The sequence below is a fragment of the Paraburkholderia terrae genome, assembly GCF_002902925.1.
GTDB lineage: Bacteria > Pseudomonadota > Gammaproteobacteria > Burkholderiales > Burkholderiaceae > Paraburkholderia > Paraburkholderia terrae.
On the sequence record NZ_CP026112.1, the window covers coordinates 976,494 to 1,001,229 of the forward strand.

The window sequence follows — 24,736 nt, forward strand, 5'->3', positions numbered from 1 at the left end:
GGCTAACACCGCCAGTTCTTGTTCGTGCCTGAGGGCCCCCAACGGTTCTTACGCTTCACACGGCAACCACATGACTCATGCTCGTTGCCAGCGCTCTTAATTGGCGCCTCACCCGCTTCAAGCTCCCGCAGTACTGTATGCCACGCCAGCTATTCCACCGCCGCCCAGGTGGCAAACTGTGTGTAGGCCGTAGTGCCTCGCGCGCCTCACTTCGGACCAATAGCACACGCGTCCCACCTTGTAAGAGCGCTTACGCATACGACGCGACAACCTACACACAGTTTGCCACCTGGGCGGCACATACCATTCGCTGCCGCTGGCCCGAGTACGGGTATTCGAAGCGGGTGAGGCGCACATTCAAAGCGTTGGCAACGCAGGCGGACAGATACGTTGCCGTGTGAAGCATAAGACCGGTTGGGGGCCCTCAGGCCGGAACAAGAGTTGGCGGTGTTAGCCGCTTTCTTTTGCCTACTTTTCTTTGCGGCGGCAAAGAAAAGTAGGTGCCGCCCCGCACAGGGGCGACGCGTGAAGCAAGCTAACGCATCGCGGATGCCAGCAGCAAAAACAAGCAAACCACCCAGCGTCGCAGACAACCAAGCGCATAGACCGCCCCGCACAGGGGCGACGCGTGAAGCAAGCTAACGCATCGCGGATGCCAACAGCAAAAACAAGCAAACCACCCAGCGTCGCAGACAACCAAGCGCATAGACCGCCCCGCACAGGGGCGACGCGTGAAGCAAGCTAACGCATCGCGGATGCCAACAGCAAAAACAAGCAAACCACCCAGCGTCGCAGACAACCAAGCGCAGAGACCGCCCCGCACAGGGGCGACGCGTAAAGCAAGCTAACGCATCTCGGATGCCAGCAGCAAAAACAAGCAAACCACCCAGCGTCGCAGACACCCAAGAGCAGAGACACTCCTTGCAGAGAGCGGGACAACGCTAGCAAACCAAAAGCAAACCGCGAACCCAAACCAGCAACAGCATCCGCACGGGCCGAAACCGTAAATCTTTCAGCGCCTGGCGCCCCAATAACCCTCGATCAATTCGCCGCCGCGTCGATCCTCCCGAACACCCCCGTCGTCTTGCTCGGCCCCGCCGCATAGAACAGCGTGTTCTTCGGCTGGTTGTCAACGTCGTTGCCGAAGCTGATCCCCCACAGCCCATGCTGCGTGAACGGCTGACCATCGTGCAGCGTGAGCTTGCCAAGATCCTTCGCGCTATTCGGATCGAACGCTTCGATCGTGCCGTCTCCAAAATTGCCGACCAGCAGATCGTTGCTCAACGTGCCGAAGTTCGCGGGTGCCTGCGCGAGGCCCCACGGCGCATTCAGCACACCGCCCATACCGGCGAACTGCTTGACGAAGTGGCCGCTGAGATCGAACTCGTCCAGCACGCCCAGCCCGGCTCCGACGACCTGCGCGCTCGCCGTCGCGTTCTGCTTCGCATAGGTGACAAAGATGTTGCTGCCGATTGCCTGAATGCCGAACGGCGCGAAGCCTGCCGGTAGCGTCGGGTCCTTGAACTGTCCGTCAAGCTGGACCTTCGTGAACGCGGTATTGAACACGTCGATCTTGCCGTTGTGAAAGTCCGCCGCGTACAGCAGGTTCTGGCCGTTCACGGCGGCCGCCGTCAAACCTTTGTAGTTGGCGCCTGCGCTGCCGTCATCGAATGCGGTGACGGCCTGCGTCGGCAGGACTTTCGGCGACCAGGCGGCGATCGTGCCTGCGTCGGTGGCCCAGACGAAGACAGCGCTGCTGCTGTTGCCGCCGCTGCTGATGGTGAAATCCGTAGTGGAATTGAAGATGATGCCCGTCGGTCCGGCGGGACCGTTCTTGCCATCAGGAATCGTCACGACGAGAGATTGCACGACGCCATTGCCGTCGTAGAGCGTCGACTTGTGAGTCGTATTGTCCGACACCCAGAAGGTGCCCTTCGGGTTGAACGCCACGCCCCAGCCGTTCTGCAAGTTCGGATCGGTATGCGCGGCGGGGGTGCTGCCGTCAGAAACCAGTGCAGTCGACGTGAACGGGCTGGGGGGCGGCGCGGGCGGCGCCGACGAATCGTTTCCGCCACCGCATGCGGCGAGGCCGGATGCCAGAACGCCGGCGAGTGAAATTGCGAATAAAGGTCTATAGGTCTTCATCATCGACTTCCTCAATCGTTGTGATGCGTATAGATAGGATCGCTAATAAATAGAACTGAGAGGTTCTCGGGCGATTCAAACGGTCCGCTTTAAATAGGACCTCTCTCCATAACAACTGTCGCGGCCCGCCTATTCCAACGTTTTTTGCTTATTGCGTTCGAGCGTTGCATCCAGTTCGCGCCTTCGCATGTAGCGATGTGACTTCGCAGCGCGTGCTGAAATGCGAAGCGCGTAGTGCTATTCATCAGATCATCGAAATTTCTGACGCGTGAACGGAATAAGCGGAATTCGTCAGGCGTTCTTCGAAATACAACCGCCAACGAAACATGGAAGGACGTTATGAATTCATTAGCCGAACCCGTCATGATCCGCGCCGCGCGTTCCCTGGGTGCAATGGAAAAGTTCTTTTATCTGTTGAATCAGAGTCATCCAAACCATTTCGCCATGGTTGGCGAGGTGTCGGGACCTACGCGCGTGGATCAGTGGCAGGACGCGCTCGATCTGGTCGCGTACCATTCGCCGCTCGTGTGGTCGCGCGTCGAACGGGGCAGCAACGGCGCGCCCGCATTCGTGCCCGTTCCGCATGGTTCGGTGCCGATGAAAGTGGCGCGGGTTGGTTCGACGAACTGGACGGATGAAGTCGCCGCGCAAATCGCGCAACCCTTTGATGAACTGCATCCGCCGCTGCTGCGCGCGACGCTGCTGCATGGCGAAGCACGGTCGGTCATCGTGCTCGTCGCGCATCATTCGATCGGTGACGGGCTGTCGCTGACGTCGTTGCTCGGCGATCTGTTGCGCGCGGTGGCGGGCGAAAATCTGATGCGCAGCGGGGAGACGAGGGCGCTCGAACATTTGATCGAACTGAAGCATGGCGCGCCGAAACTCCCTTCGAACGCGCCCGTGCCGTCGGATGAGCCCATGCGTGCGCCGCTGGAGATGCGGCGGCCGGACGGGTCGGCGCCGCATGTCGAGTCGCTGCGTCTGACGTCGACGATGACGCGCGCGCTGCGCGAGCGCTCAAGGGCCGAGCGTACCTCGGTTCAGTCGGCGTTGATCGCGGCGTTCACGCGGGCAATGTGCTTTCTGAATGCCGATGCGCAAAGGGAACCGCGCGTGCTTTCGCCCGTCGATTTGCGGCGTCGCCTGCTCGACGGCAGCGATCATCTTGCGATGTGCGCGAGTGGCGTCGTTCACGCCGACGACGGTCCGCGCGACGCGGGCCTGTGGAGCCGCGCGCGCCACGCCGGACAGGCGTTTGCTGATATCGAGTCGACGAATGTACTGGCAGAGCGCGTGCTGACGGCACACGCGCTGCTCGACACCGTGAATAGAACGGCCGACGCGAAAGCCGTTTTCGCGCAGGCATTCGCGAACGACGCAGTGGTCACGAATCTGGGCGTCGTGAACCTGCCGAAACGGTTCGGCCCGCTCACGCTCGACGCGGTCTGGGGCCCGTCGGTTTCGGTGGGTGTCGTCGACGAACAGGTGATCGGCGCGGCGACGTTCAACGGGCAACTGCATCTGGTGCATACGAGTTATACGCCCGTGCTGGGGCTACTCGACCAGATGGTGGTGGAAATCACGGCGGCGCTAACGGACGAAAACCCGGACGAAAACGCGGACGAAAGTGAGGACGAAAGCGCGGAAGCAGGCGCGGACACCCGCGAATAGCCGCTTTCGACATGAAGGAGAAGGGCGGCGAACTCAATCGTCGCAGCGCACGTCCTTCTTCTGCACGACGATAATCACGGGATACGTCTGGCCATGTTCGAGTTCGATGCGCGCGACCACCGACATCGTCGCGCTGTCGATCTCGTCGTACACGCTCACCTTCTCTTTGCGAAGGTTCTCGACGCCGACGCAGCCGCTTGCGCGCCCATCGTCGTTCACGTGGCATTGGATCGGGTGCTCGGAAATGTAGCGATAGCGGTCGCGGTCGGGCGTCGCGAGATATTCGCGCATGCTGTCAGCCGCTCCGCCAACGCCCGTCACATAGCCAATCGCGCAACTGAGGTTACCGTTCGAGCCGGAGTCCGCGGCAATCGCAGCCGTGCTCGCGACGACGATTGCCGCCGCGAGTGTCGATGCAGGAAGGAATTTCATCGCGCAGTGTGCCTCGCAGTGTGCCTGTTACGATCGAAGTGCTGGATTGTAACGGCAACGCGCGAAACGGGTGGCGCTACGCGAGGTTCGGCGGCGCGGCCTTCAGCACGTCCACATGCTTTGGAATCAGCCCAAGCTCGAGGAACGTATCCGCAATCTGCTGCTGTTCGGCGAGGATTGCGCGCGTGATGGGCTGGGTCCCGAACTGCTGGCGCGCGACGGCCACATCGACGACGGGTTTCGGCAAGCCCCACAACTGCGCGAGTTCGCTCGCCAGTTGATCCTTGTTTTGCCGGCCCCACTCATCGACCTTTCCGAGTTCCTCGATCACGATGCGGATCACGTCGGCATTTTTCGCGGCATACGTCTGCGACGAAAAGTAGTACGCGCGATTTCCCACTACGCCGCTCGCATCGGCAATCACGCGAGCGCCGAGCGATTTCTCCGCTGCGGCGAAGAACGGGTCCCAGATGACCCATGCGTCGATGGAGGCACGCTCGAACGCGGCGCGGGCATCGGCGGGCGCGAGGAACACGAGGTTGACGTCCGCATATTGCAAGCCGTGCTGGCGCAGCAGTTTGACCAGAAAGTAGTGGACGTTGCTGCCTTTGTTGAGCGCGATCCGCTTTCCCTTCAGGTCGGCGACCGTGCGGATGGGCGAGTTCGGCGGCACGAGCACGGCTTCGGATTGCGGCCGCGTCACCGTCGCCGCCACGTACGCAAGCGGCGCGCCCGCGGCCTGCGCGAAAATGGGCGGCGCTTCGCCGACATCGCCGAAATCGATCGAACCGACGTTCAGCGCTTCCAGTTGCACGGGGCCCGCGGAGAACTCGGTCCAGCTCACGGATACATTGAGCGGCGCGAGCCGCTTTTCGAGCGTGCCGCGCCCCTTCAGCAGATTCAGATAACCCTTCTGGTTGCCGATGCGCAGCGTGCGCGGTGAACCTTGCGCGAAGGCGGCGGGCACGGCCGCCGCCGCAGCGGCGGCGAACGACTGTTTCAGGAACGAACGTCGGTTAGTCATGGACATGGCGAGTGTGCGCGCTTAGTGCTGCGGTGCGCCGTCCCATGCGGGCAGCGTTGCGCCGTGATAGACGGTCAGGATCGACGAAGCGACGTTCGCCTGCTGATAGCTGTCGACCAGCGTCTTCACCCAGGCTGCTTTCGCATCCTTCGCATTGACCGCGATGAAGTTGCGATACGGGTTGCCCGGCACCTTTTCCTGCGCGATGCGTTCCTGCGGAATCTGGATGCCTGCCTTGATCGCCCAATCGGTGTTGACGACGGCTGCATCCACATCGCTGATTGCGCGGCCCACGATGCCCGCGTCGAGTTCCTTGATCTGGATGTGCTTCGGATTGTCGGCGATGTCGCGAGCCGTCGGCAGCAGGCCGACGTCGGAACGCAGCTTGATGAGCCCGTTGGCCTGCAACAGCAGCAGCGCGCGGCCTTCGTTGCTCGGGTCGTTCGGCACGCCGATGGTCGCGTTTTGCGGCAGCGCTGCGACCGACTTCACCTTGCGCGAATAGAGGCCAATCGGCTGCACATAGGTGAAGCCGACTGGCACGATGTCATAGTGGCGCGCGGCGATCTGCGCATCGAGATACGGCTTGTGCTGGAACGAGTTGGCGTCGAGATCGTGTTGCGCGAGCGCCTCGTTGGGTTGCGTGTAGTCGGAGAAGGTCGTGATCTTGACCTTGATGCCGTGCTTCGCCGCGTTGGCCGCGACTGCGCGCCACACGTCCTCGTCTTCGCCGGACATGATGCCGACGCGCACCGTCTGGTCCGCGGCGAGTGCCGCTTGTGCGCTCACAATCCCGCATGTCAGCAGAACGGAGAAGAGTGCGGCTTTGAGCGTCCTGGTTGTTTTCATGATTCAGAAGTCATCGGTTGAAGATGCCGAGATCGTAGAGAGCCGATGGTGGCCGCGCAAATAATATCGAGCGCTATCGTTATCGCGTATGAGCGCAAGCGTTTTAAGGCGTTCCAGTAGCGCGTTTCGCCGGGTTTCAGTCCGGCGAACGGTCGGATTGCGGGGTTCCGAAGTAGCTGAGGGCGAGCACGGCGGCTGCCGTCGTCAGGAAGTCGCGCAGGGCGCGCGACTGCGTGAAGGATGCAAAGCGTCGAAGCTGTGCCATTGATCGCCCTCGCGCCCGGCTGTGATCGAAGCCTTCAATGTAGCGAAGCCGACCGCGCGAGCGAACCAATCAATGTTCAGAATCAAAGCAGTTTCGGCGCTATGGGTGCCGTTAGCGGTTGCGTGTGCTGCTGGGCATGCGGCGCGCCTTGCGACGCAGCCACCACTGCCAGACGCCCGTCACGGAAAGCCCGAACAGCGCGAGGCCGCCGACGCCCAGAACAGTCATCAGCAGTGGCCCGCCGAGTTCGCCCGTATGCAGCGGATAAATCACCGACACAGCGCGCGCGCCCGGATCGACCTGATCCCAGCGTTGCGCGGCGAGCACGTTGCCCGAAAAGAGATCGTTCTCAGGATTTGTCAACGAATAATGGCGTGCTGGGACGCGGTGCGCGCGCGGAAGAATGAGTCAGCAATCTTCCCGGCGGCGGGTTGACCTAATATTGGGCAACAGTCACGGGAGGGCATGCGATGCCGTCAACGTCCGCCATCGCGTATGTGCTTGTTGCGCTGGTCGCGATGGGTGGCGCTGCGTCGGCGCATGCGGCCCATGCCGCCGCTGCCAACGACACCGCGGCAAGCGAACCCAAAACGCTCAAGGAACGTCTTGGCGACAAGGCAAGCGACGACCAGCGCGTCGACAACTGCAAGGTGCCCGTCGCGGAGCGGGGCAGCAAGCTGCGCCCGGACGACTGCATGCACAGGCGCAGTGCTGCAAATTAGCGCTGCCGCGTGCGCGGCGGTATTGCGCAGCTAGTGCGAAACCTTCGCTGGCCGCTGCCGGAAAAGCGTCCCGCACACCAGAATGAACAGGACGAGTGCGATCGATGCGCCATAGCGGCTCATCGCGAGACCGCCGTTTGCGATCGGCTTGTCGAGAAAATCGCCGACGACGGCGCCGAGCGGACGCGTCAGGATGAACGCGGCCCAGAACAGCAAGGTGCGCGGCATCCGTGTCGCGTAGTACGCGATGACGATCGCCAGCAGCAGGCCGCCGTAGATCAGCGCCGCGCCGGCATAGCCGAGACCTTCGGTGTCGGCAGTCCAGTCGCCGAGCGCGGTGCCGAGCGTCTGCGAAAACATGATCGTCACCCAGTAGAACATTTCGGCTTTCGAGGACGAAACGGTCGTGACGGACACCGACCCCATCGTCCGATACCAGACCAGCAGCGAGGCGAGCAGCAGCCCCAGCAGCAGCGCGCTGCCGCCCGCGTAGCCAATGCCCAGCGAACGGTCGGCAAAATCGGCGAGCGTCGTGCCGACTGTGGTCGTCGCGATGATCGTGACCCAGTACAACACGGGATTGAAGCGGTCCGCCTTGATCTGCGCGGTCACGGCGACCAGAAAGATGACACCGAAGATCAGCGTGCTGACGAGATAGCCGAGGCTCATCGACATCGAAGCGGCATCGCCGCCCGTTTCGCCGAGTGTGGTGGCGGCAATCTTGATGATCCAGAACGCGAGCGTGACCTCGGGAACCTTGGCGACGGCGTTATTCAGTTTTTCCATGGCGTCGGGCGTGAAAGTGAGTGAAAGGTGCGTCGCGTCGAGCGTCGTATTTCGCTGCAGCGCGGCACAAAGGCCACAGACTAGGGGGCGTCTGCTTAAGAGAGCCTTATTTCCTCTGCTTTCAACCGGGTCATATCCGCCATGGAACCCGTTAGCGCCGCCATGGAACCCGTGAGCGTCAATTCAGGCGGGCCTTGGGCATCGACACGATCACGCGCGCCCACAGCCCGCCTTCGGGATGATTGCCGAGCTTGAGTTTCGCGCCGCAATGCTGCGCGAGCCGGCTGACGATCGCGAGCCCGAGTCCCCAATGCTCGCCGTGCGCCATGAGAGGTTCGCCGCCTGTCTCGCTCGCCGCGAGACGCACGAAGGGCTGCGTCGCCGCGGCCAGGTCGCCTTCGCTGATGCCCTTGCCGTGATCGCGCACGCTCAGCATCCACGTGCGCACGCCGCGTGTCGTGCAGATTTCGATGGGCGGCGCGCCGTGCGCGAGCGCATTGCCGACCAGATTGCCGACGAGCCGCTCCAGCGCGTTGCGCGGCAGCTTGAAGTCCGCGCCTGCATTCAGGCGCAGCACGATCTTCGCGTCGTCGAGCGTGGCGCCGTGTACGAAGCGGTCGTGCAGCCACGCGTCGACGCACACCTGCGCCGCCTGCGTTTCGCTGCGGCCCACGACGTCGACGAACTGACGCGCGACGTTCGAGAACAGGTCGATGTCTTCGATGAACCCCACGCGCCGGTGCCATTGCGCGACGTTCAGCGCACGCGTGCGCAAGCGGGCGACGCGCGCGTCGATTTGCCGGGAGAACGCGGCGAGCGCCGTCGACTGTTCGTCGAGCGCCCGGCTGTGGCGGCCCATCAGGTCGTTCAACGCGCGCGCAAGCACGCGCACGTCACAGACGCCGCGATCGGGCGCGCGCAGCGCGGTGCCGCCTGCGTCGGCGTTGCGCGCCATCTGCGCGAGTTCGCACAGGTTGCGCCGCATCTGGCAGAACCAGTAGGCGCACAGGGCGATCAACGCGGCAGGCAGCGACAGGATCAACGGCGCGAAGCGCGGGTCGTACGCGTAGGAGAAGGGTGCGTCGTCCCAGCTATCGGGTGATGCGGTGTCGGCCAGCGCGAGCGCATTTATTGAGGCAGACAGCTGCACGGACATCGGCGCGCCGGACCACACGGCGGCGCGCAGGCTGGGCGCGACGGGTGCGCCGAGATCGACGATGCGCGGACGGATCGACAGCGTGGGGCCGATGCCCGTCGCGTCGTCCGTGTCGAGGAACGTGTCTTCGCGCGCGGCGTACGACGCGCCCGCTTGCGGCGTGCCGGAAGGAAAGCCGTCGGCGGCTAAAGAAACCGACTCGATCAGCCGATAACCGACATGCACGGTAAGCAACATCGCCACCGATAACAGCACCGTTCGTGCGAACAAGGTATTCACGTCTTTCTCTACGTCGATGATTCGCTCAGGTCGTTCCGCAAGGCGCACGCGCGCCTGCGGATTCAAGCGATGATCGCCGCAACAGGCTGTTTCCAAAACGCGGAACAGCCGTGAAAAGAGGCCTTTCCTTACCAGATGTTGCTGCCGCCGTCACTGATGTGCGGCAACGTTCTACACGCCGCCCGCCTCGGCCATTTCATTCATCAACCGGATCACTTCGCCGCGCACCCAGCGGTTCGCCTGGTCCTGCTCGCCGCTGCGATGCCAGTACAGATGCCACTCGAGCTTCGCGAGCGCAAACGGCAACGCGAGAATGCGCGCGTCGTAGCGTTGCAGCAACTGCACGGGCGCAGTGAGCGCGAGATCGGTGCGCAGCGCGATGAGCGGCGCGACCATGTAGTGCTGCACGCGCATCTGCAGCTGGCGGCGCTTGCCGAGCTTGTGCAATTCGGCGTCGACGAGACCGCTGCCCTGTCGACGGCTCGATACCTGAACGTGGCCGAGCGCGAGATAGTCGTCCATGGTCAGCGTGTCGCCCGCGAACGGATGATCGTGGCGCAGCATGCACGCGTAGCGGTCGCTGCCGAGCGGCATCTGATGCAGTTGCGGATCGTCGATGAGGGGCACGTCGATCGCGAAGTCGATCTTGCCCGTCGCGAGTGCGGCGGCCACTTCGCTGCGCGGCGTGAAATAGCTTTCGATGCGCATGCCTGGTGCCTGCTGCTGCAGCACTTCGCCGAGCGCGGGCAGGAGAATCGCCTCGGTCAGATCGGGCATGCTGAGACGGAATGTGCGCTCCGACGCGGCGGGCACGAACACGTCGCCTTCCGTCGCGCTCGTTTCCAGCAGTTGCAGCGCTTCGCGCACGCGGCCGATGATGTTCTCGGACAGGGGCGTCGGCACCATGCCCGACGGCGTGCTGACGAAGAGGGGATCGTTGAACGCCTTGCGCATGCGCGCGAGCGCGTTGCTGACGGCGGGCTGGGTGATGAACAGCATGTCGGCCGCGCGCGTCAGGTTGCGTTTGTCGTAGATCGCTTCGAATACGACGAAGAGGTTCAGATCGAGTTTGGGTGGACGCATCGCGGAAGTGTCTCCTTCGTGAGAGATGATAAGCGAGGGCATCGATGCGTTGCGTCCGTGTGCGCATTTAGTCGCGCGGCGGCATGGTCAGATACGCGGCGGCGGCTCCCAGCGTCTCCTTGCTTTGTGCGAGTTCCATGCGCGCGATCGCCTGCAGGTGGACTTCATCGGGACCGTCCGCGTAACGCAGCGCGCGGCCCCATGTCCAGTGATCGGCGAGAGGCGTATCGGGGCTCAGGCCCATTGCGCCGAACACCTGCATCGCGCGATCGCAGACGGTGGTGTGCAGTTGCGGAACGACCGCCTTGATCATCGAGATTTCCTTGCGCGCCGCTTTGGCGCCCACTTCGTCGATGAGCCACGCGGTCTTCAGCACGAGCAGCCTTGCCTGATCGATTTCGATGCGCGACTTCGCGATCCATTCGCCGATCGTGCCGTGCTGATGCAGATACTTGCCGAACGTCTTGCGTTCCTGCGACCGCTCGAGCATCAATTCGAGCGCGAGTTCCGCCGCGCCGATCGAGCGCATGCAGTGATGGATGCGTCCCGGTCCGAGCCGCGCCTGGGCGAGCGCGAAACCGCTGCCTTCTTCGCCGAGCAGATTCGTTGCGGGGACGCGCACGTTCGTGAACGTCATTTCGCAATGGCCTTCCGGTGAGATGTGGTTCATCACGGGAATGTTGCGGATCACTTTCACGCCGGGCGTTTCTGCGGGCACGAGAATCATGCTTTGTTGCTGGTGTGTTTCCGCGTCCGGGTTTGTTTTTCCCATCACGATGAAGATCTTGCAGTTTGGATGCGCGGCGTTCGTGATGAACCATTTGCGGCCGTTGATCACGTAGTCGTCGCCGTCGCGGCGGATCGACGTCGTGATGTTGGTTGCGTCTGACGACGGGACGTCGGGTTCTGTCATCGCGAAGGCTGAGCGGATTGTGCCTTCTAGTAGTGGTGTGAGCCATTGCTCCCGTTGCGCGGGTGTCGCGAACATGTGGAGCAGTTCCATGTTGCCTGTGTCGGGTGCGTTGCAGTTGAAGACTTCGGGCGCCCAGGAGATGCGGCCCATGATCTCGGCGAGTGGCGCGTATTCGAGATTCGTCAGGGCTGTGCCGGGTTCGTCGGTCTTCAGGTGTGGCAGGAACAGGTTCCACAGGCCTTCCGATTTGGCTTTTGCTTTTAGCTCTTCCATGAAGGAGGCGGGGAAGTGGCCCGCATGCACTTCGTCAAGCCACTGGGCGTGGCGGGGCACAATGTGCTCGTTCATGAAGGCGCTTACGCGGGTGCGGAGGGTTTCTACTTTTTGGCTGTAGCCGAAGTTCATGATGTGTTTCCTATGTTTGGTTTGGGTGTTGTGTGTTCGGTGTTCGGTGTTTGGTACTTTGTGCGGGAGCGCTGGTGTTGGGTGTTTGCCCTTGCGCTGGCATCCGCGCTTTGCCTTCGGGCTTCAGGCGTTGCCGGTCAGTGTTTTGGCCTTTGCTCCGGCATCCGCGTTATGCCTTCGTGCTTCAAGCGTCGCCCCTGTGCGGGGCGGCACCTACTTTTCTTTGCCGCCGCAAAGAAAAGTAGGCAAAAGAAAGCGGCTAACACCGCCAACATTTCTTCCTGCCTGAGGGCCCCCAAAGGCTCTTACGCTTCACAACGCAATCACGTGACCCATGCTCGTTGCCAACGCTCTTGCGCTGCGCCTCACCCGCTTCACGCACCCGCGCTGCCGCACGCCGTGCCAAGTAGTCCACCGCCGCCCAGGTGGCAAACTGTGTGTAGGCCGTAGTGCCTCACACGCCTCACTTCGGACCGATAGCACAGGCGTTCAACCTGTAAGAGCGCCAAGCCGTACGCCGCGACAACCTACACACAGTTTGCCACCTGGGCGGCTCATACCATTCGCTGCCGCCTGCTCGAGTACGGGTATTCGAAGCGGGTGAGGCGCTCATTCGTAGCGTTGGCAACGAACGCGAACAGAAAGGCTGCCGTGTGAAGCGTAAGAACCTTTGGGGGCCCTCAGGCAAAAACTAGAGTTGGCGGTGTGAGCCGCTTTCTTTTGCCTACTTTTCTTTGCGGCGGCAAAGAAAAGTAGGTGCCGCCCCGCACAGGGGCGACGCTTGAAGCACGCTAACGAATCGCGGATGCCAACGCAAAGGCCAACGCAAAGGCCAACGCAAAGGCCGGCGCAAAGGCCAACGCACAGAGCAAATACGCCGCACCGCGACCCAACGCGCCCACAGGGCAAAAAACCCTAGACGGTCAGTCCTCCATCAACAACAATACATTCCCCATTCGTATAGCTAGCTGCATCAGAAACGAGATACAACACCGTCCCTGCCATTTCAGAGGGCTCCCCATGCCGGCGCAGCGGAATACTGTTGACCCATTGGTCATAGATATCCTTGTTCTCAAACAGCGCGCCAGCAAATTTGGTCCTGGTAAGCCCAGGCAACAGTGCATTAACGCGAATCCCCAACGGCCCGCATTCCTTGGCAAACGCCTTAGTCATGTTGACGACAGCCGCCTTGGTGATCGAATAAATCCCTTGCATATCACCAGGATGCAGCGCGTTGACAGACGCCGTATTGACAATCGCGCCACGTCCTCGCTCCTTCATCAACTTGCCCGCTTCCACCGACATAAAAAAATACCCACGCACATTCACCTCGACAGTCTTGTTATACGCAGCAAGATCCGTATCGAGAATGTGCCCAAAGTAAGGATTCGCGGCAGCGTTATTCACGAGAATATCCAGCCGTCCATGCTTCTCGCGAATATGAGCGAACGTCGCCGCGATGTCCTCCATACGCCCGACGTGACACGCAAACGCCTCGGCACTGCCGCCCGCCGCGCGAATATCCGCCGCGACATGCTCACATTCTTCGAGCTTGCGGCTCGACACAATCACATGCGCACCCTGTTGCGCGAGCAACCTGGCGATCGCCTCGCCAATGCCACGGCTCGCGCCCGTCACGAGTGCAATGCGGTCCGTCAGGTCGAAAAGATTTGTGCTCAATGTTGTCTCCTTCATGTTCTCGTCAATGATTGTGTTCGAGGCTACGTGATCAGCTCGGCCGCCAGTTGCGCGAGCGGTTCGACCATCGCGCCGACCTGATGCGCCTGCGCACTCGATGCATTGCCCTGCAGCGCGCGTGCCTTCACGCCCTGCGCAATCGACGCAAGCCGGAAGAAGCTGAACGCAAGGTAGAACGGCCAGTTGTCGATCGCGGGCAGCCCGCGCAGCGCGCAATACTGGGCGACGATTTCTTCTTCGTCGGGCACACCCAGGACAGCGCGATCCTGTCCGCGCAATCCCGTGATATGTCCGTGCGCGGGCAGCCGCAAGCACATGCAAAAGTACGCAAGATCGGCGAGCGGATTGCCGAGCGTCGACAGTTCCCAGTCGAGAATCGCGCGTACTTGTGGCGCGTCGCTCGCGAAGATCAGGTTGTCGATGCGAAAGTCGCCATGCACGAGCGATGCGCGCAGCGCATCGGCAGGGCAGTGCGCGGGCAGCCAGTCGATCAGCGCTTCCATCGCGTCGATGCGTTGTGTTTCGGCGGCGCGGTACTGTTTCGTCCAGACGCCAATCTGACGCTCGAAGTAATTCCCCGCGCGTCCGTAGTCGGCGAGTCCCACTGCTTGCGGATCGACGTCATGCAACGCTGCGAGCGTCTTCACGATCGACGCGTAATAGTCGCGCCGTGCGTCGCGCTCCATTTCGGGCAGCGCCGGGTTCCAGAAGATGCGGCCTTCCTCGTAGCTCATCACGTAGAACATGCTGCCGATTACATCGCGGTCCTCGCATAGATGCCAGGCGCGTGCGACAGGCACGGGCGTATCGGCGAGCGCGCTCAGCACGCGGAATTCGCGGTCGACGGCATGCGCCGATTTCAGCAACTGTCCGGGCGGCTGGCGGCGCAGCACGTAGCGGCCACTCTGCGCGTCGAGCAGATAAGTCGGATTGGACTGGCCGCCTGCGAACTTTGTCGCGTGCAACGGGCCGCGGAAGCCCGCGACGTGTTGCTCCAGATATCGTGCAAGGCGGTCGAGGTCGAGCGTGGTGTCGTGGTGATCGCAAGTCATATCGTTCGATGCGTTAAGCCCTGGATTAGCCATAGGTCTGAAAGGCGCGGCGCTGCGGATCGTCGAGATGGCCGATGCCGTTGAAGCTCGACAGATGCAGCGTGTCGCGATTGAAGAAGTAATGACTGACGCTGCTGTTGCGTATCTGCATGTTGAGCGCGATGGCCGTGGCGGCGGGCGCCTGCAAGACCTGCTGCGTCAGCGCGGCGATCACGCCGCCGGAACTCACGACCAGCACACGCTGGCTGCTGCCCTGCTGGATCGCGGCGCGCGTTTCGGCAACGCGTTGCTGGAACGCGACCCAGGTTTCGGGCGCATGGCCGTCGAGCGCGCCGTCCGTCCACAGTTGCAGGACTTCGCGCAAAGCCTTGAAGAAATCGCGCGGACTGCGCGTGGCGCGTTCGGCCAGCGCGCTGTGCTCGTCGCCAAGCGCGCGAAACAGTGCGTGGAAATCGTATTCGTCGAGACCGGGATGAATCTCGCAATCGATGCGCTGCACACCGAGTCCGCGCCGGATCGCATCGGCGGTCTGCGCGTGGCGGCGCAGCGTGCCTGTCATCACGCGGTCGAATGCGATATCGCGCTGCGCGAAGTATTCGCCGAGCCAGATGCCTTGCTGCTCGCCTACGTCTGAAAGTCGGTCGTAGTCGTCGGCGCCCAGGGACGCCTGGCCATGCCGTACCAGATAGAGTTCCGCCATCACATGCTTCGCCTTGAAGAGGTGAAGCCAGCTTAGCCTCGACGGATGTATTTCCGAAGTTTATTTATTGAATCATCCGCCATTCACTATAGTGATGACAGTGGCCCGCGCAATCGCAACTAACTGTCAGCCCCCGCTAACTCCCGCCTTCTCCGCGGCGCGCGACAGAGGCATCCGGACATGCCCCCGCCGCGCGTTACGCCGGACGTCATCAGCCGCCCGGCGCGTAGTCGGCTCAACGGTTGCCGTCAAGCAGATCGTTAAGGATCGTGTCGAATTCGGATTGGGCGTCTTCGAGTTCCTGCAGCGCGGCGTCGAAAGTCTGCAACGCGATCTGCGATGGTCGGCCGCTGCCGTCCGGCGGGAATTGCGACTGCAGCGCGGCGAATGCCGTCTGCACCTGTTTCGTTGCGTTCAGAACGCGCTCCATGGCGCGGGTTTCTTCGGCTCGCGCCGCTGCGTGGTCCATACCAATGCTCCGTGATTCATCGTGCCGTGACGGCGAGGCGCTCACTATGCCACGACTCGCCGCGCATTTCGCGCTCTGCGTCGCATGGTTCAGCTCAAGGGCAAGCCGCCGTTCGCCTTCACCTCGCGCAGCGACAGCGACGATTCCACCGACGTCACTCCCGGCAAGCTGCGCATTTCGTCGCGCATGAACGTGCCGTAATCGTCGAGATCGCGCGCGACGACTTGCAGCACGTAATCGGCGCTGCCCGATACGTTGTGGCACGACAGGATGCGGGGAATCGCCAGTACCTCGCGCTCGAAGCGCGTCGCGGTGGCGCGGTCATGCACGGCAAAGCGCACGTACACGAACGCGACGACGCCATATCCGAGCGCCGAGCGCGACAGCATCGCGCGATACCGCTCGATATACCCGTCGTTTTCGAGCCGCTTGAGCCGTCGCGCGCAGGGCGTCTCGCTCAGGCCGACGGTGTCGGCGAGTTTCGCGTTGGACATCCGGCCGTCCGATTGCAACGCGGCGAGGATGGCGCGGTCTGTTTTGTCGAGTTCGATCATGCCTGGCGGAAACCTTTTATGAATGGAGCTATTTTAGGGCAATACGCTAATCCATGATTCCGAGTAGTAGAAAATCGCCAATATTCGCTACTCGCTTGAATGCATCATGAATGCCTCGATACGTGAGGTGTACCATGATTTCCGCTCATCTTCTGATCATGTATGTCACGGCCCTGGTCGTGGTGTTTGCGCTACCCGGACCGGACATGGCGCTCGTGCTGCAGACGAGCATCGGACGCGGCGCGCGCAATGGTTTTGCCGCCGCCGTCGGCCTTGGCCTTTCGCGCGCGACGCATGTCACGCTGTCCGCTTGCGGCGTCGCCGCGCTGCTGCGCAACGCGCCGTGGCTCTACGAAGTGGTGCGCTACGGCGGCGCGATCTATCTGGCGTGGGTTGCCGTGCAGATTTTCCGCTCGCCCATGTTCGCGCTGCCGTCGAGCGGCGTGCAGACAGGCGACGACGGCGCGTTGCGTACGGCGTTCATCAAAGGGCTGTTCACGAATCTGCTGAACCCGAAGGCGCTGCTGTTCTGTTCGGTGCTGTTGCCGCAGTTCGTGCGTCCGGAAGCGGGGCCCGTCGCGTGGCAGATGATCGAACTGGGTGTCGTGCTGGTCGCGCTCGGCGCGTGTTTCGACGCGGTCTATGCAATCGGCGCCGCGCGGATTGCCGGCTGGGTGCGCGCGCATCCGCTCGCGCAGTCTGTGCAGCGCTGGACGTTCTCCGCCGCGCTGATCGGTTTCGCGCTGCGCCTGTCGCTCGATTGATGTGTCTGTGAAGCGCGCCTGCGTTGCGCGTGTTTATTTGCGGATCATCGCCGCGCGTTCCGGCTTCTGGTCAATGACCTTGCGGCGATGCTTGTCCTTCATCTTCTTCCAGCCTTTGCATTCCTCCTTCGTGCGCAGGCAGCCAATGCAATAACCGGTCTTGCTGTCGAACTTGCAGATGTCGATACAGGGCGATTTGACACTCATGCTGGCGTACTCGTGATCGTTTGAATGGAGGATGAAAGGTCAATGTCGCATGGTGCGTCGCCGGCAGGCAAAGTGATTGTGTTAATAAAGGCGATAGACTGCACGGCCAAAGCCTTGAAGCCGTGTTGACCGATCACCTCAATCCTGCCGATGAAGACCCTGTTGCTGTACGTCGTGACCGCGATCGCCGAGATCCTCGGCTGCTATCTGCCCTGGCGCTGGCTCAAGGATGGCGGCCCCGCGTGGCTGTTGTTGCCGGGTGCATTGAGCCTCGCGCTGTTCGCGTGGCTCCTGACCTTTCACGGCGCGGCGGCGGGCCGCGTCTATGCCGCATATGGCGGCGTCTATGTAGCGGTAGCGATTCTCTGGCTCTGGTGCGTCGACCATGTGCGTCCGAGCGCATGGGATCTCGCGGGCGTCGCGCTGACGCTGGCGGGCATGGGCATCATCGCGTTCCAGCCGCGGGTCTGATTTCCCTTCACGTCGCGCGATGCCACGCGCTGTTCCGCGTTTGAGCCGCAATGCGCGAACCCGGCTAGAACCGGTTCGCGCATCGCTCGCCAATATTTCCCTTCAGCGTTAGCTGTTCGGCTTGCCGAGGAAATCGAGCTTGCCGAGTTCGACGCCGTTATGACGCAGGATGTCGTACGTCGTCGTGATGTGGAAGTAGAAGTTCGGCATCGCGAAGCCGAGCAGATAAGACTGGCCGGTGAACTCGACCGGGCCGCTGCGCATCTTCAGCGTCACGGCGCGCGTCTCCGAGCCGTCGATCTGCGCCGCGTTGAACTCCTCCAGATAATCGATCGTTTTCTGGATGCGCGCGTGCAGCTCGTCGAACGTGAACTCCACATCGTCGAACTTCGGCGCTTCGACGCCAGCCAGCCGCGCTGCGCAACCCTTCGCGGTATCCGTTGCGATGTGTACCTGACGAGCCAGCGGATGCATGTCCGGAAAGAGACGGGCGCCCGTGAGCACCGACGGGTCAATCTGTTTTTCTGCCGCATGCGCCTGTCCCTTGCCGAGAATGGCCTGCAGGTTCGTGAGGCCGCGAATCAGCACGGGGATGGATGCCTGAAACATCGAAATGGTCATGGAGGGTCCTTGAATTGCTGGAGTCGCGTACTCTCTGGCACGCGGTCGCATAGCGTAACGCAACAGCGTAAAAGCTGCTGGAGCAACGTAACCCCGATTTGACCCATGCCGGAAGCTAGCCGATCGGCCAGGTGTCGCAAGCGCTGGAACTGTGTTCGAATGGATTGGTCGGACGGATGTCGTTGCCGCGTGGCATGACGGCGCGCCTGAGCGCCCGTCGGTGCAGCGTGTTTCAAAACGCGTGGCTTCGAGTCATTCGCCGCAACCATGCTGGATGAGACGGGAGTCAGCGCCAGGCGCCCACTCCCGTCGACACAGGGAGAATCGCAACCATGTCGAAGCATCCATTGCCCGGCAGCGAGCGCACGCTCGCGCCCGGTTCGAAGGTAATCGCGCAGTGCGATCCGTCGGAAACGATTCAGGTGGTGGTCGTGCTGCGCCGCAAGGACGAGCCGCAGTTCGCCCAGATGATGAAAAAGATCGAAGCAGGCGCGGCGGATGCAAAGCCGCTCACACGTGAAGAACTCGAACAGCGCTTTGGCGCATCGGCGGAAGACATTGCAAAACTGAAAGCCTTCGCTGCGCAGCACGGGCTGACGGTCGTGCGTGAAGACGCGTCGGCGCGCACCGTCGTGCTGAGCGGCAAGATCGATCAGTTCCAGAAGGCATTCGACGTTCAACTGCAGCACTACGAGCATCAATCGATGGGCCAGTTTCGTGGCCGCACGGGCGCAATCAGCGTACCCGACGACCTGCACGGCGTCGTCACTGCCGTGCTCGGTCTCGACGACCGCCCGCAAGCGCGGCCGCATTTCCGCATCCGTCCGCCGTTCCGGCCGGCGAAGGCGCAGCAGGCATCGTCGTTTACGCCGTTGCAACTTGCTTCGCTATACCGCTTTCCGCAGGGCGACGGCAGCGGCCAGTGCATCGGCATCATCGAACTGGGTGGCGGCTATCGCACGGCCGACCTCGACAACTATTTTTCGAGCCTCGGCGTCGGCTCGCCGAAAGTCGTCGCCGTCGGCGTTGACCAGGGCGCCAACCACCCTACTGGCGATCCGAACGGACCGGACGGCGAAGTGACGCTCGACGTCGAGATCGCCGGCGCGATCGCACCGGGCGCGACTCTCGCCGTGTACTTCACGACCAACAGCGACGCGGGCTTCATCGACGCCGTCAGCCGCGCGGTGCATGACACGACCAACAAACCGTCGGTGATTTCGATCAGCTGGGGCGCGCCGGAAAGCGTGTGGACCGCGCAGTCGATGAACGCGTTCAACGATGTGCTGCAATCGGCCGCGGCGATCGGCGTGACCGTCTGCGCGGCATCGGGCGACAGCGGCTCAGGCGACGGCGTGGGCGACGGCAGCGACCATGTCGATTTCCCCGCGTCGAGCCCGTACGTGCTCGCGTGCGGCGGCACTAGCCTGCAAGGCTCGGGGCAAACCGTCTCGCACGAAGTGGTGTGGAACGACGGCGCGAACGGCGGCGCGTCGGGCGGCGGCGTGAGCGGCACGTTCCCCGTGCCGGCGTGGCAGGAAGGGCTGTCCGTCTCGGGCGCGCAAGGCAAGCGCGCGCTGACGGGGCGCGGCGTGCCGGACGTGGCGGGCGACGCATCGCCGCTCACCGGCTACGACGTGATCGTCGACGGCAACAACACGGTGATCGGCGGCACCAGCGCCGTCGCGCCGTTGTGGGCCGCGCTGATCGCGCGTATCAACGGCGCGAAGGGCACGCCTGTCGGCTTCGTCAATCCGAAGCTGTACAAGGCGGCGGGCGCCTGCAACGACATCACGCAGGGCAACAACGGCAGTTATGCCGCGACGACCGGCTGGGATGCCTGCACGGGATTGGGCAGTCCCAATGGTGTGAAGGTGGCGGCAGCTTTATAGTCTGAAGAGCGGGCGCTCGCGGCTCGGGCGCCGTGCTTTTGGCGGCGATGAATGCATCGCAACAGTGGGTAACACATACAGGCATTCAATGGAGCGATCATGACGAATACAGAATCAGCTTCCGGCAGTGCGCAGTCGCCTCACAACTCACACGCCACGCAGGAAGCATCTGCTGCGAGCGCGTCCCACAAGGCCGGCGACCACCCGTTCTTCGATCCCGTCGCATACGGCAACGGGCCCGACGACTCGGTCACCGACACCAGCGAGAGCGCCGCGATCACGAAGCATTCGATCACGATCGGCGGCAAGAAGATCAACTACACGGCAACGGCTGGCCATCTGGTGACGGTCGATCCATCCAGTTCGCTGCCGAGCGCGAAAATGTTCTATGTCGCGTTCACGCAGGACAACCAGAAGGAAGAGAGCCGGCCGCTCACGTTTTTCTATAACGGCGGACCGGGCTCGTCCTCGGTGTTCGTGCTGCTGGGATCGTTCGCGCCGCGCCGCATCAAGACATCGATGCCGAGCTTCACGCCGCCCGCGCCGTATCAGATGGAAGACAACCCGGACAGCCTGCTCGACAAGAGCGACCTGATTTTCATCAACCCGGTCGGCACCGGCTATTCGGCCGCCGTCGCGCCGCGCAAGAACCGCGATTTCTGGGGCGTCGATCAGGACGCGGATTCGATCAAGCAGTTCATCAAGCGCTATCTGACGAAGAACAACCGCTGGAATTCGCCGAAGTTTCTGTTCGGCGAATCGTATGGCACGGCGCGCAGTTGCGTGCTCGCCTACAAGCTGCATGAAGACGGCGTCGATCTGAACGGCATCACGCTGCAATCGTCGATCCTCGACTACACGCAGGCGGGCAATCCCATCGGCGCGCTACCCACAGCCGCCGCGGATGCGTGGTATCACAAGAAGCTCGGCGTCGCGCCCCGGCCCACGGATCTCGGCCAGTTCGTCGAAGAGGTCGCGCAGTTCGCACGCACCGACTACCTGAACGCGCTGCGCAAGTTTCCGACTACGGATAGCGCCGTCGTCGAAAAGCTCAGCGAGTACACGGGCATCGACAAGGCCACGCTGCTTGCGTGGAGTCTCGACATAGCCGGGTACGACAGCCGGGGCAATTCGCTGTTCCTGACCACGCTGCTCAAGTCGAAAGGGCTTGCGCTCGGCGCGTATGACGGCCGCGTCACGGCGATCGAAACGGGCATTGCGGGCAAGATCGATCCGAACTCGGGCGGCAACGATCCGACCATGACGGCCGTCACGGGCGTCTACACGACGATGTGGAACGTCTATCTGAACGAGCAGTTGAAGTTCACGTCGAACTCGGCGTTCACGGATCTGAACGATCAGGCGTTCAAGTTCTGGGACTTCGGCCATATCGATCCGACGGGCGAGCAGAAGGGCCTCGACAGCAAGGGCAACATCATTCTCTACACGGCGGGCGACCTCGCCGCCGTGATGGCGCTCAACGTCGATCTGAAAGTGCTGTCGGCGAACGGCTTCTATGACTTCGTCACGCCGTTCTATCAGACGGTGCTCGATCTGCAGCAGATGCCGCTCCTGAGCCAGCAGGTGCGGGACAACCTGTCCGCGCGCTTCTATCCGTCGGGGCATATGGTGTATCTCGACGGCGGCTCGCGCACCGCATTGAAGGCCGATCTCGCGGCAATGTACGAGAAGGCGGTGAGCAATACGGAAGCGCTTGGACGCGTGCGTGCATTGCAGGCGCTCACGGCTGCCAAGATGCATTGAGCGAGTCTGTTTTGATGCTTGTCATGGCGGCGCTTCCGTGCGTCGGCAAGACTCCATCGGCGAGGGCATCGCAGCGCCGTAGCGATGCCCTCGATGGCGCCAGCAGTGAAAAACCGCAGCGATTCAATCTGGCTGTATTTACGTCGTGCGTCCCGGATGTGTTTTAATTGCCCTGCGAATTAACTCTTCCGCGCTACTCAAAGGCGCGCTGATTAATGAACGAAGGGAAGAAGAACGCGCTCGACGAGGCGCACGGTATCAGTCGGATCGAATCAACTATCAGTGACGCGGGCCGCGTCGCTGGTCTCGCGCGAAAGATGTGCCTGCGCGCCATGGCGCTCGTTGCGATGTCGGTGGGCCTGTATCTGCATGCGTCGGTGTCGTTTGCACAAGACGCGTCGATGCTCGACGAGCGCGTCTCGCAGCAGAATATCGTCACGACGATATGCCGGCCCGGCTACGCCGACACGGTTTCGCCACCGTTCGACGACATGATGGAGCTCAAGGACCGGTTGCTCGCCGAACGCGGCATCGATGCCGGGCATGGCACGCGTTACGCGCTGGATCGGCGCGTGCCGATCGTGCTGGGCGGATCGCCGGATGCGCAGGACAACCTCGATCTGTTGCCATGGGGCGGACACAAGGGCGAGCGTCGCAAGGAGTTGTTGACGGCGAAGCTCAAGCGTTGTGTGTGCGAGGGGCGCATGTCGCTAACCGACGCACAGGCGGCCATCGCCGGAAACTGGTCCGCACACTATGCGGGCTTCGGTAGCGCGCCGTGCGACGACGATAGCGGCGTCGCGTCGATTGGCAGCGATGGCTCCTGAGCCCGGCCGCAACCGTCGCCGGCACGTTCAATCCGCTTCCCTGGAGGCCGCGACGCGCGGCCAACCGTCACATCCTGGAGAATCAACATGAAGCAATCATTCATCGCTGCCGTCGTGGCCGCGCTCGGCTGCCTTGCGGCGAGTCATGCCGCGCTGGCCGCGTCGTCGCCGTGCGGCAAGGACGACGCGCTGCAGATCCGCGGCGACACGCCGGGCGCGATCAGCTACGACGTGTACAGTCAGTTGCGCCCGCTCGACGCGCATCGTCTCGCGCTCTTTCAGGACGCGGGCACTGTGAAGCGTCTGCCTGACGGGCTCGGCGTCTGCGAGATCGCTGATGACGGCGTCGCCGATCCTGCCGCCGTGCTCGTGCATGTGCCGCAAGGCAAGATGGCCTGGTGGGTCAGCGCGGCGAACGTCGAGAACGTAGACTGAGTTCGCACTGAGCTTGCCGGACCACGCGCGGGCGCCGTGTGTCGCCTGCGTTGCTCCGGGGCACGTTTCTGGCTGCGCTGAAGGTCGAAACACTAACGAAACGCACAGAAACAGCACGGCTTCGAGGTCCGGCATGCTGCGCCAAGCCGGTTAGCGGCATGACCACCATCAACTGAGAGCGTGGCGCGTATGAAGATCATCGTGTGGAATATTCCCGAGTCTTGCTCCGAGCAGGAAGTACGTGATTTTCTCGGCCACGAACTCGGTCACTATGCAAAAGACATCGAAGTGTTCGAGCAGGGCACGTCGAACGCGTATGCGAAGGTCGATGTCGAAGCCGACGAAGCCTATGTCGCCGAGGTCATCGCGCAGCAGTTCACCGGCAAGCAGCTGGCCGGCGTAGCGCTGCAGGTTAGCGCCGTGCCATTTGGCGGCGACGAAACGCCGCCGCGCAAATAGTCCACGCGCCGCGTGTTCAATCGAATGGCGTGTAAGGCAGCGCGCGCTTGTGATGCGTGCTGTCGTAAAAGCGCATAACGGTGTCGAACACCGCGTCGCTTACGGGCTTGCCTTCGAGAAAATCGTCGATGTCCTCGTAACGGATCCCGTAGGCGTCCTCGTCCGGACGTTGAGGGCGCAACATTTCGAGGTCGGCGGTCGGCACCTTGTGCGCGAGCGCGTCATTGGCGCCGAGCGCCCTGGCGAGCGCGCGCACGCGCCGCTTGGTCAGGCCCGCGAGCGGCAGCACGTCGGCGCCGCCGTCGCCGAACTTCGTGAAAAAACCCATCACCGATTCCGCCGCGTGGTCCGTGCCGATCACGATGCCGCGCCGCGCGCTCGCCGCCGCGTACTGCGCGATCATCCGCTGGCGCGCCTTGATGTTGCCATGCACGAAGTCCTGTTGCGACGCGTCGGCGAATGGCAGGCCGCTCGCGCTGAGCGAGGCGAGCATCGCGTCGGCGGCTGGGCGGATGTCGACGGTCAAGGTGTCGTCGGGGCGGATGAAGGCGAGCGATTGCTGCGCATCCGCTTCGTCGTGCTGGACGCCGTACGGCAGGCGCATCGCGACGAAGCGCGCGTCGTAGTGAGCGTCGCGCAGACGTTCGACGGCGAGTTGTGCGAGCCGTCCCGCCGTCGACGAATCGACGCCGCCGCTGATGCCGAGCACATAGGCCGCGAGTCCGTTCGCGCGCAGATAGTCGGCGAGAAACGCGACTCGCCGCTCAATTTCGCGCGCCGGGTCGAAATGGTCCGCGACGTGCAGTTCGGCTGCAATCTGCCGCTGGCGCGCGGCGCGTTGCTGCTGGTCCATCGACGTTCTCCTTGCAAATGGCACAGATATCACTGGCGATGATGGCATGAAGCGCTGAACTCGATGCGCCGTCACACATTGTCTGGTTTAATGTGGCATACCCATAATTAAATCTGAACGATTGCGGCTTTAAATCGACAGATGCATAGCCGTCCGATATAGGACAGCGCGAAAGCACGGCGCGGGCACAATGTTCCCGCGCCGGAAGACGCCCGGCAACACGCCACGAGCGGTTGCACG

General features: G+C 62.6%; 27 protein-coding genes. 9 read left to right on the forward strand and 18 right to left on the reverse strand.

The features are described from left to right. Positions 1–1,041 precede the first annotated feature (1,041 nt). Entirely contained in the window at positions 1,042–2,148 is a 1,107-nt protein-coding gene (locus C2L65_RS20590) for a TIGR03118 family protein (protein ID WP_052427052.1), read from the reverse strand. 336 nt (positions 2,149–2,484) lie between these two features. On the opposite strand from C2L65_RS20590, the gene C2L65_RS20595 reads away from it, so the two are divergent. Continuing rightward, positions 2,485–3,816: a phthiocerol/phthiodiolone dimycocerosyl transferase family protein gene (locus C2L65_RS20595; protein WP_042316880.1), complete on the forward strand. Its 1,332-nt coding sequence runs from the start codon at positions 2,485–2,487 to the stop codon at positions 3,814–3,816. Positions 3,817–3,849: 33 nt separating this feature from the next. On the opposite strand, the gene C2L65_RS20600 is transcribed toward C2L65_RS20595, so the two are convergent. The 5 genes from C2L65_RS20600 to C2L65_RS20615 form a co-directional block, all read right to left on the reverse strand. Continuing rightward, complete coding sequence (locus C2L65_RS20600; protein ID WP_042316878.1) at positions 3,850–4,248, reverse strand: hypothetical protein; 399 nt, start codon at positions 4,246–4,248, stop codon at positions 3,850–3,852. A 76-nt stretch (positions 4,249–4,324) separates the two neighbouring features. Next, positions 4,325–5,278 carry a sulfonate ABC transporter substrate-binding protein gene (locus C2L65_RS20605; protein ID WP_042316875.1) on the reverse strand — a complete coding sequence of 318 codons (954 nt, stop codon included), beginning with the start codon at positions 5,276–5,278 and terminating at the stop codon, positions 4,325–4,327. Between the two features lie 15 nt (positions 5,279–5,293). Then, positions 5,294–6,121 carry a MetQ/NlpA family lipoprotein gene (locus tag C2L65_RS20610; RefSeq protein WP_042316873.1) on the reverse strand — a complete coding sequence of 276 codons (828 nt, stop codon included), beginning with the start codon at positions 6,119–6,121 and terminating at the stop codon, positions 5,294–5,296. 136 nt (positions 6,122–6,257) lie between these two features. Further along, complete coding sequence (locus tag C2L65_RS47090) at positions 6,258–6,386, reverse strand: hypothetical protein (protein WP_255221919.1); 129 nt, start codon at positions 6,384–6,386, stop codon at positions 6,258–6,260. Between the two features lie 111 nt (positions 6,387–6,497). Beyond that, a complete protein-coding gene (locus C2L65_RS20615) occupies positions 6,498–6,749 on the reverse strand; it encodes a PepSY domain-containing protein (protein WP_042316870.1) in 252 nt (83 codons plus the stop codon). A gap of 107 nt (positions 6,750–6,856) precedes the next feature. Between C2L65_RS20615 and C2L65_RS20620 the strand changes: the two genes are divergently transcribed. Continuing rightward, positions 6,857–7,108 (forward strand): hypothetical protein, encoded by a 252-nt coding sequence (locus C2L65_RS20620; RefSeq protein WP_042316868.1) that lies wholly within the window; start codon positions 6,857–6,859, stop codon positions 7,106–7,108. Positions 7,109–7,138: 30 nt separating this feature from the next. Here the strand turns inward: C2L65_RS20620 and C2L65_RS20625 are convergent, their stop codons facing one another. The 9 genes from C2L65_RS20625 to C2L65_RS20665 all read right to left on the reverse strand — a co-directional run bounded on the left by C2L65_RS20625 (position 7,139) and on the right by C2L65_RS20665 (position 16,203). Beyond that, complete coding sequence (locus C2L65_RS20625; RefSeq protein WP_042316864.1) at positions 7,139–7,894, reverse strand: COG4705 family protein; 756 nt, start codon at positions 7,892–7,894, stop codon at positions 7,139–7,141. 178 nt (positions 7,895–8,072) lie between these two features. Then, positions 8,073–9,329, reverse strand: a complete 1,257-nt coding sequence (locus C2L65_RS20630) for an ATP-binding protein (protein WP_233446586.1) — start codon at positions 9,327–9,329, stop codon at positions 8,073–8,075. A gap of 171 nt (positions 9,330–9,500) precedes the next feature. After that, entirely contained in the window at positions 9,501–10,412 is a 912-nt protein-coding gene (locus tag C2L65_RS20635) for a LysR family transcriptional regulator (RefSeq protein WP_042316861.1), read from the reverse strand. A 67-nt stretch (positions 10,413–10,479) separates the two neighbouring features. Continuing rightward, the gene (locus tag C2L65_RS20640; protein ID WP_042316857.1) at positions 10,480–11,730 is read right to left on the reverse strand and encodes an acyl-CoA dehydrogenase family protein; all 1,251 of its coding nucleotides are present in this window, start codon (positions 11,728–11,730) and stop codon (positions 10,480–10,482) included. Between the two features lie 915 nt (positions 11,731–12,645). After that, positions 12,646–13,410: an SDR family oxidoreductase gene (locus tag C2L65_RS20645; protein WP_042315947.1), complete on the reverse strand. Its 765-nt coding sequence runs from the start codon at positions 13,408–13,410 to the stop codon at positions 12,646–12,648. Positions 13,411–13,451: 41 nt separating this feature from the next. Continuing rightward, the gene (locus C2L65_RS20650; RefSeq protein ID WP_042315916.1) at positions 13,452–14,480 is read right to left on the reverse strand and encodes a phosphotransferase; all 1,029 of its coding nucleotides are present in this window, start codon (positions 14,478–14,480) and stop codon (positions 13,452–13,454) included. Positions 14,481–14,505: 25 nt separating this feature from the next. Next, positions 14,506–15,180, reverse strand: a complete 675-nt coding sequence (locus C2L65_RS20655) for a histidine phosphatase family protein (RefSeq protein WP_042315917.1) — start codon at positions 15,178–15,180, stop codon at positions 14,506–14,508. 235 nt (positions 15,181–15,415) lie between these two features. After that, the gene (locus C2L65_RS20660; RefSeq protein WP_007587337.1) at positions 15,416–15,649 is read right to left on the reverse strand and encodes a hypothetical protein; all 234 of its coding nucleotides are present in this window, start codon (positions 15,647–15,649) and stop codon (positions 15,416–15,418) included. 89 nt (positions 15,650–15,738) lie between these two features. After that, entirely contained in the window at positions 15,739–16,203 is a 465-nt protein-coding gene (locus C2L65_RS20665; RefSeq protein ID WP_042315919.1) for an Lrp/AsnC family transcriptional regulator, read from the reverse strand. A gap of 134 nt (positions 16,204–16,337) precedes the next feature. Between C2L65_RS20665 and C2L65_RS20670 the strand changes: the two genes are divergently transcribed. Next, the gene (locus C2L65_RS20670) at positions 16,338–16,967 is read left to right on the forward strand and encodes a LysE family translocator (RefSeq protein ID WP_042315921.1); all 630 of its coding nucleotides are present in this window, start codon (positions 16,338–16,340) and stop codon (positions 16,965–16,967) included. A gap of 33 nt (positions 16,968–17,000) precedes the next feature. Here C2L65_RS20670 and C2L65_RS20675 read toward each other — a convergent pair whose 3' ends face one another. Continuing rightward, positions 17,001–17,174: a DUF1289 domain-containing protein gene (locus tag C2L65_RS20675; RefSeq protein ID WP_036001247.1), complete on the reverse strand. Its 174-nt coding sequence runs from the start codon at positions 17,172–17,174 to the stop codon at positions 17,001–17,003. 150 nt (positions 17,175–17,324) lie between these two features. Here C2L65_RS20675 and C2L65_RS20680 point away from each other — a divergent pair, with 150 nt between their 5' ends. After that, positions 17,325–17,645, forward strand: a complete 321-nt coding sequence (locus C2L65_RS20680) for a YnfA family protein (protein WP_042315922.1) — start codon at positions 17,325–17,327, stop codon at positions 17,643–17,645. A gap of 108 nt (positions 17,646–17,753) precedes the next feature. On the opposite strand, the gene C2L65_RS20685 is transcribed toward C2L65_RS20680, so the two are convergent. Continuing rightward, positions 17,754–18,266, reverse strand: coding sequence for a DUF1993 domain-containing protein (locus C2L65_RS20685; protein WP_042315923.1), 513 nt, complete (start codon positions 18,264–18,266; stop codon positions 17,754–17,756). A gap of 332 nt (positions 18,267–18,598) precedes the next feature. Here C2L65_RS20685 and C2L65_RS20690 point away from each other — a divergent pair, with 332 nt between their 5' ends. The 5 genes from C2L65_RS20690 to C2L65_RS20710 all read left to right on the forward strand — a co-directional run bounded on the left by C2L65_RS20690 (position 18,599) and on the right by C2L65_RS20710 (position 23,643). Beyond that, positions 18,599–20,158 carry a S53 family peptidase gene (locus C2L65_RS20690; protein ID WP_042315925.1) on the forward strand — a complete coding sequence of 520 codons (1,560 nt, stop codon included), beginning with the start codon at positions 18,599–18,601 and terminating at the stop codon, positions 20,156–20,158. A gap of 99 nt (positions 20,159–20,257) precedes the next feature. Further along, complete coding sequence (locus C2L65_RS20695) at positions 20,258–21,922, forward strand: S10 family peptidase (RefSeq protein ID WP_042315927.1); 1,665 nt, start codon at positions 20,258–20,260, stop codon at positions 21,920–21,922. A gap of 215 nt (positions 21,923–22,137) precedes the next feature. After that, on the forward strand, positions 22,138–22,749 hold the full coding sequence (locus C2L65_RS20700; RefSeq protein WP_042315928.1) for a hypothetical protein: 612 nt from the start codon (positions 22,138–22,140) through the stop codon (positions 22,747–22,749). An 87-nt stretch (positions 22,750–22,836) separates the two neighbouring features. Continuing rightward, positions 22,837–23,184 carry a hypothetical protein gene (locus C2L65_RS20705; RefSeq protein ID WP_042315930.1) on the forward strand — a complete coding sequence of 116 codons (348 nt, stop codon included), beginning with the start codon at positions 22,837–22,839 and terminating at the stop codon, positions 23,182–23,184. Positions 23,185–23,373: 189 nt separating this feature from the next. Then, a complete protein-coding gene (locus C2L65_RS20710; RefSeq protein WP_007587347.1) occupies positions 23,374–23,643 on the forward strand; it encodes a hypothetical protein in 270 nt (89 codons plus the stop codon). A gap of 16 nt (positions 23,644–23,659) precedes the next feature. Here the strand turns inward: C2L65_RS20710 and nadE are convergent, their stop codons facing one another. Continuing rightward, entirely contained in the window at positions 23,660–24,496 is an 837-nt protein-coding gene (gene nadE / locus C2L65_RS20715) for an ammonia-dependent NAD(+) synthetase (protein ID WP_042315931.1), read from the reverse strand. Between the last annotated feature and the right edge of the window lie 240 nt (positions 24,497–24,736).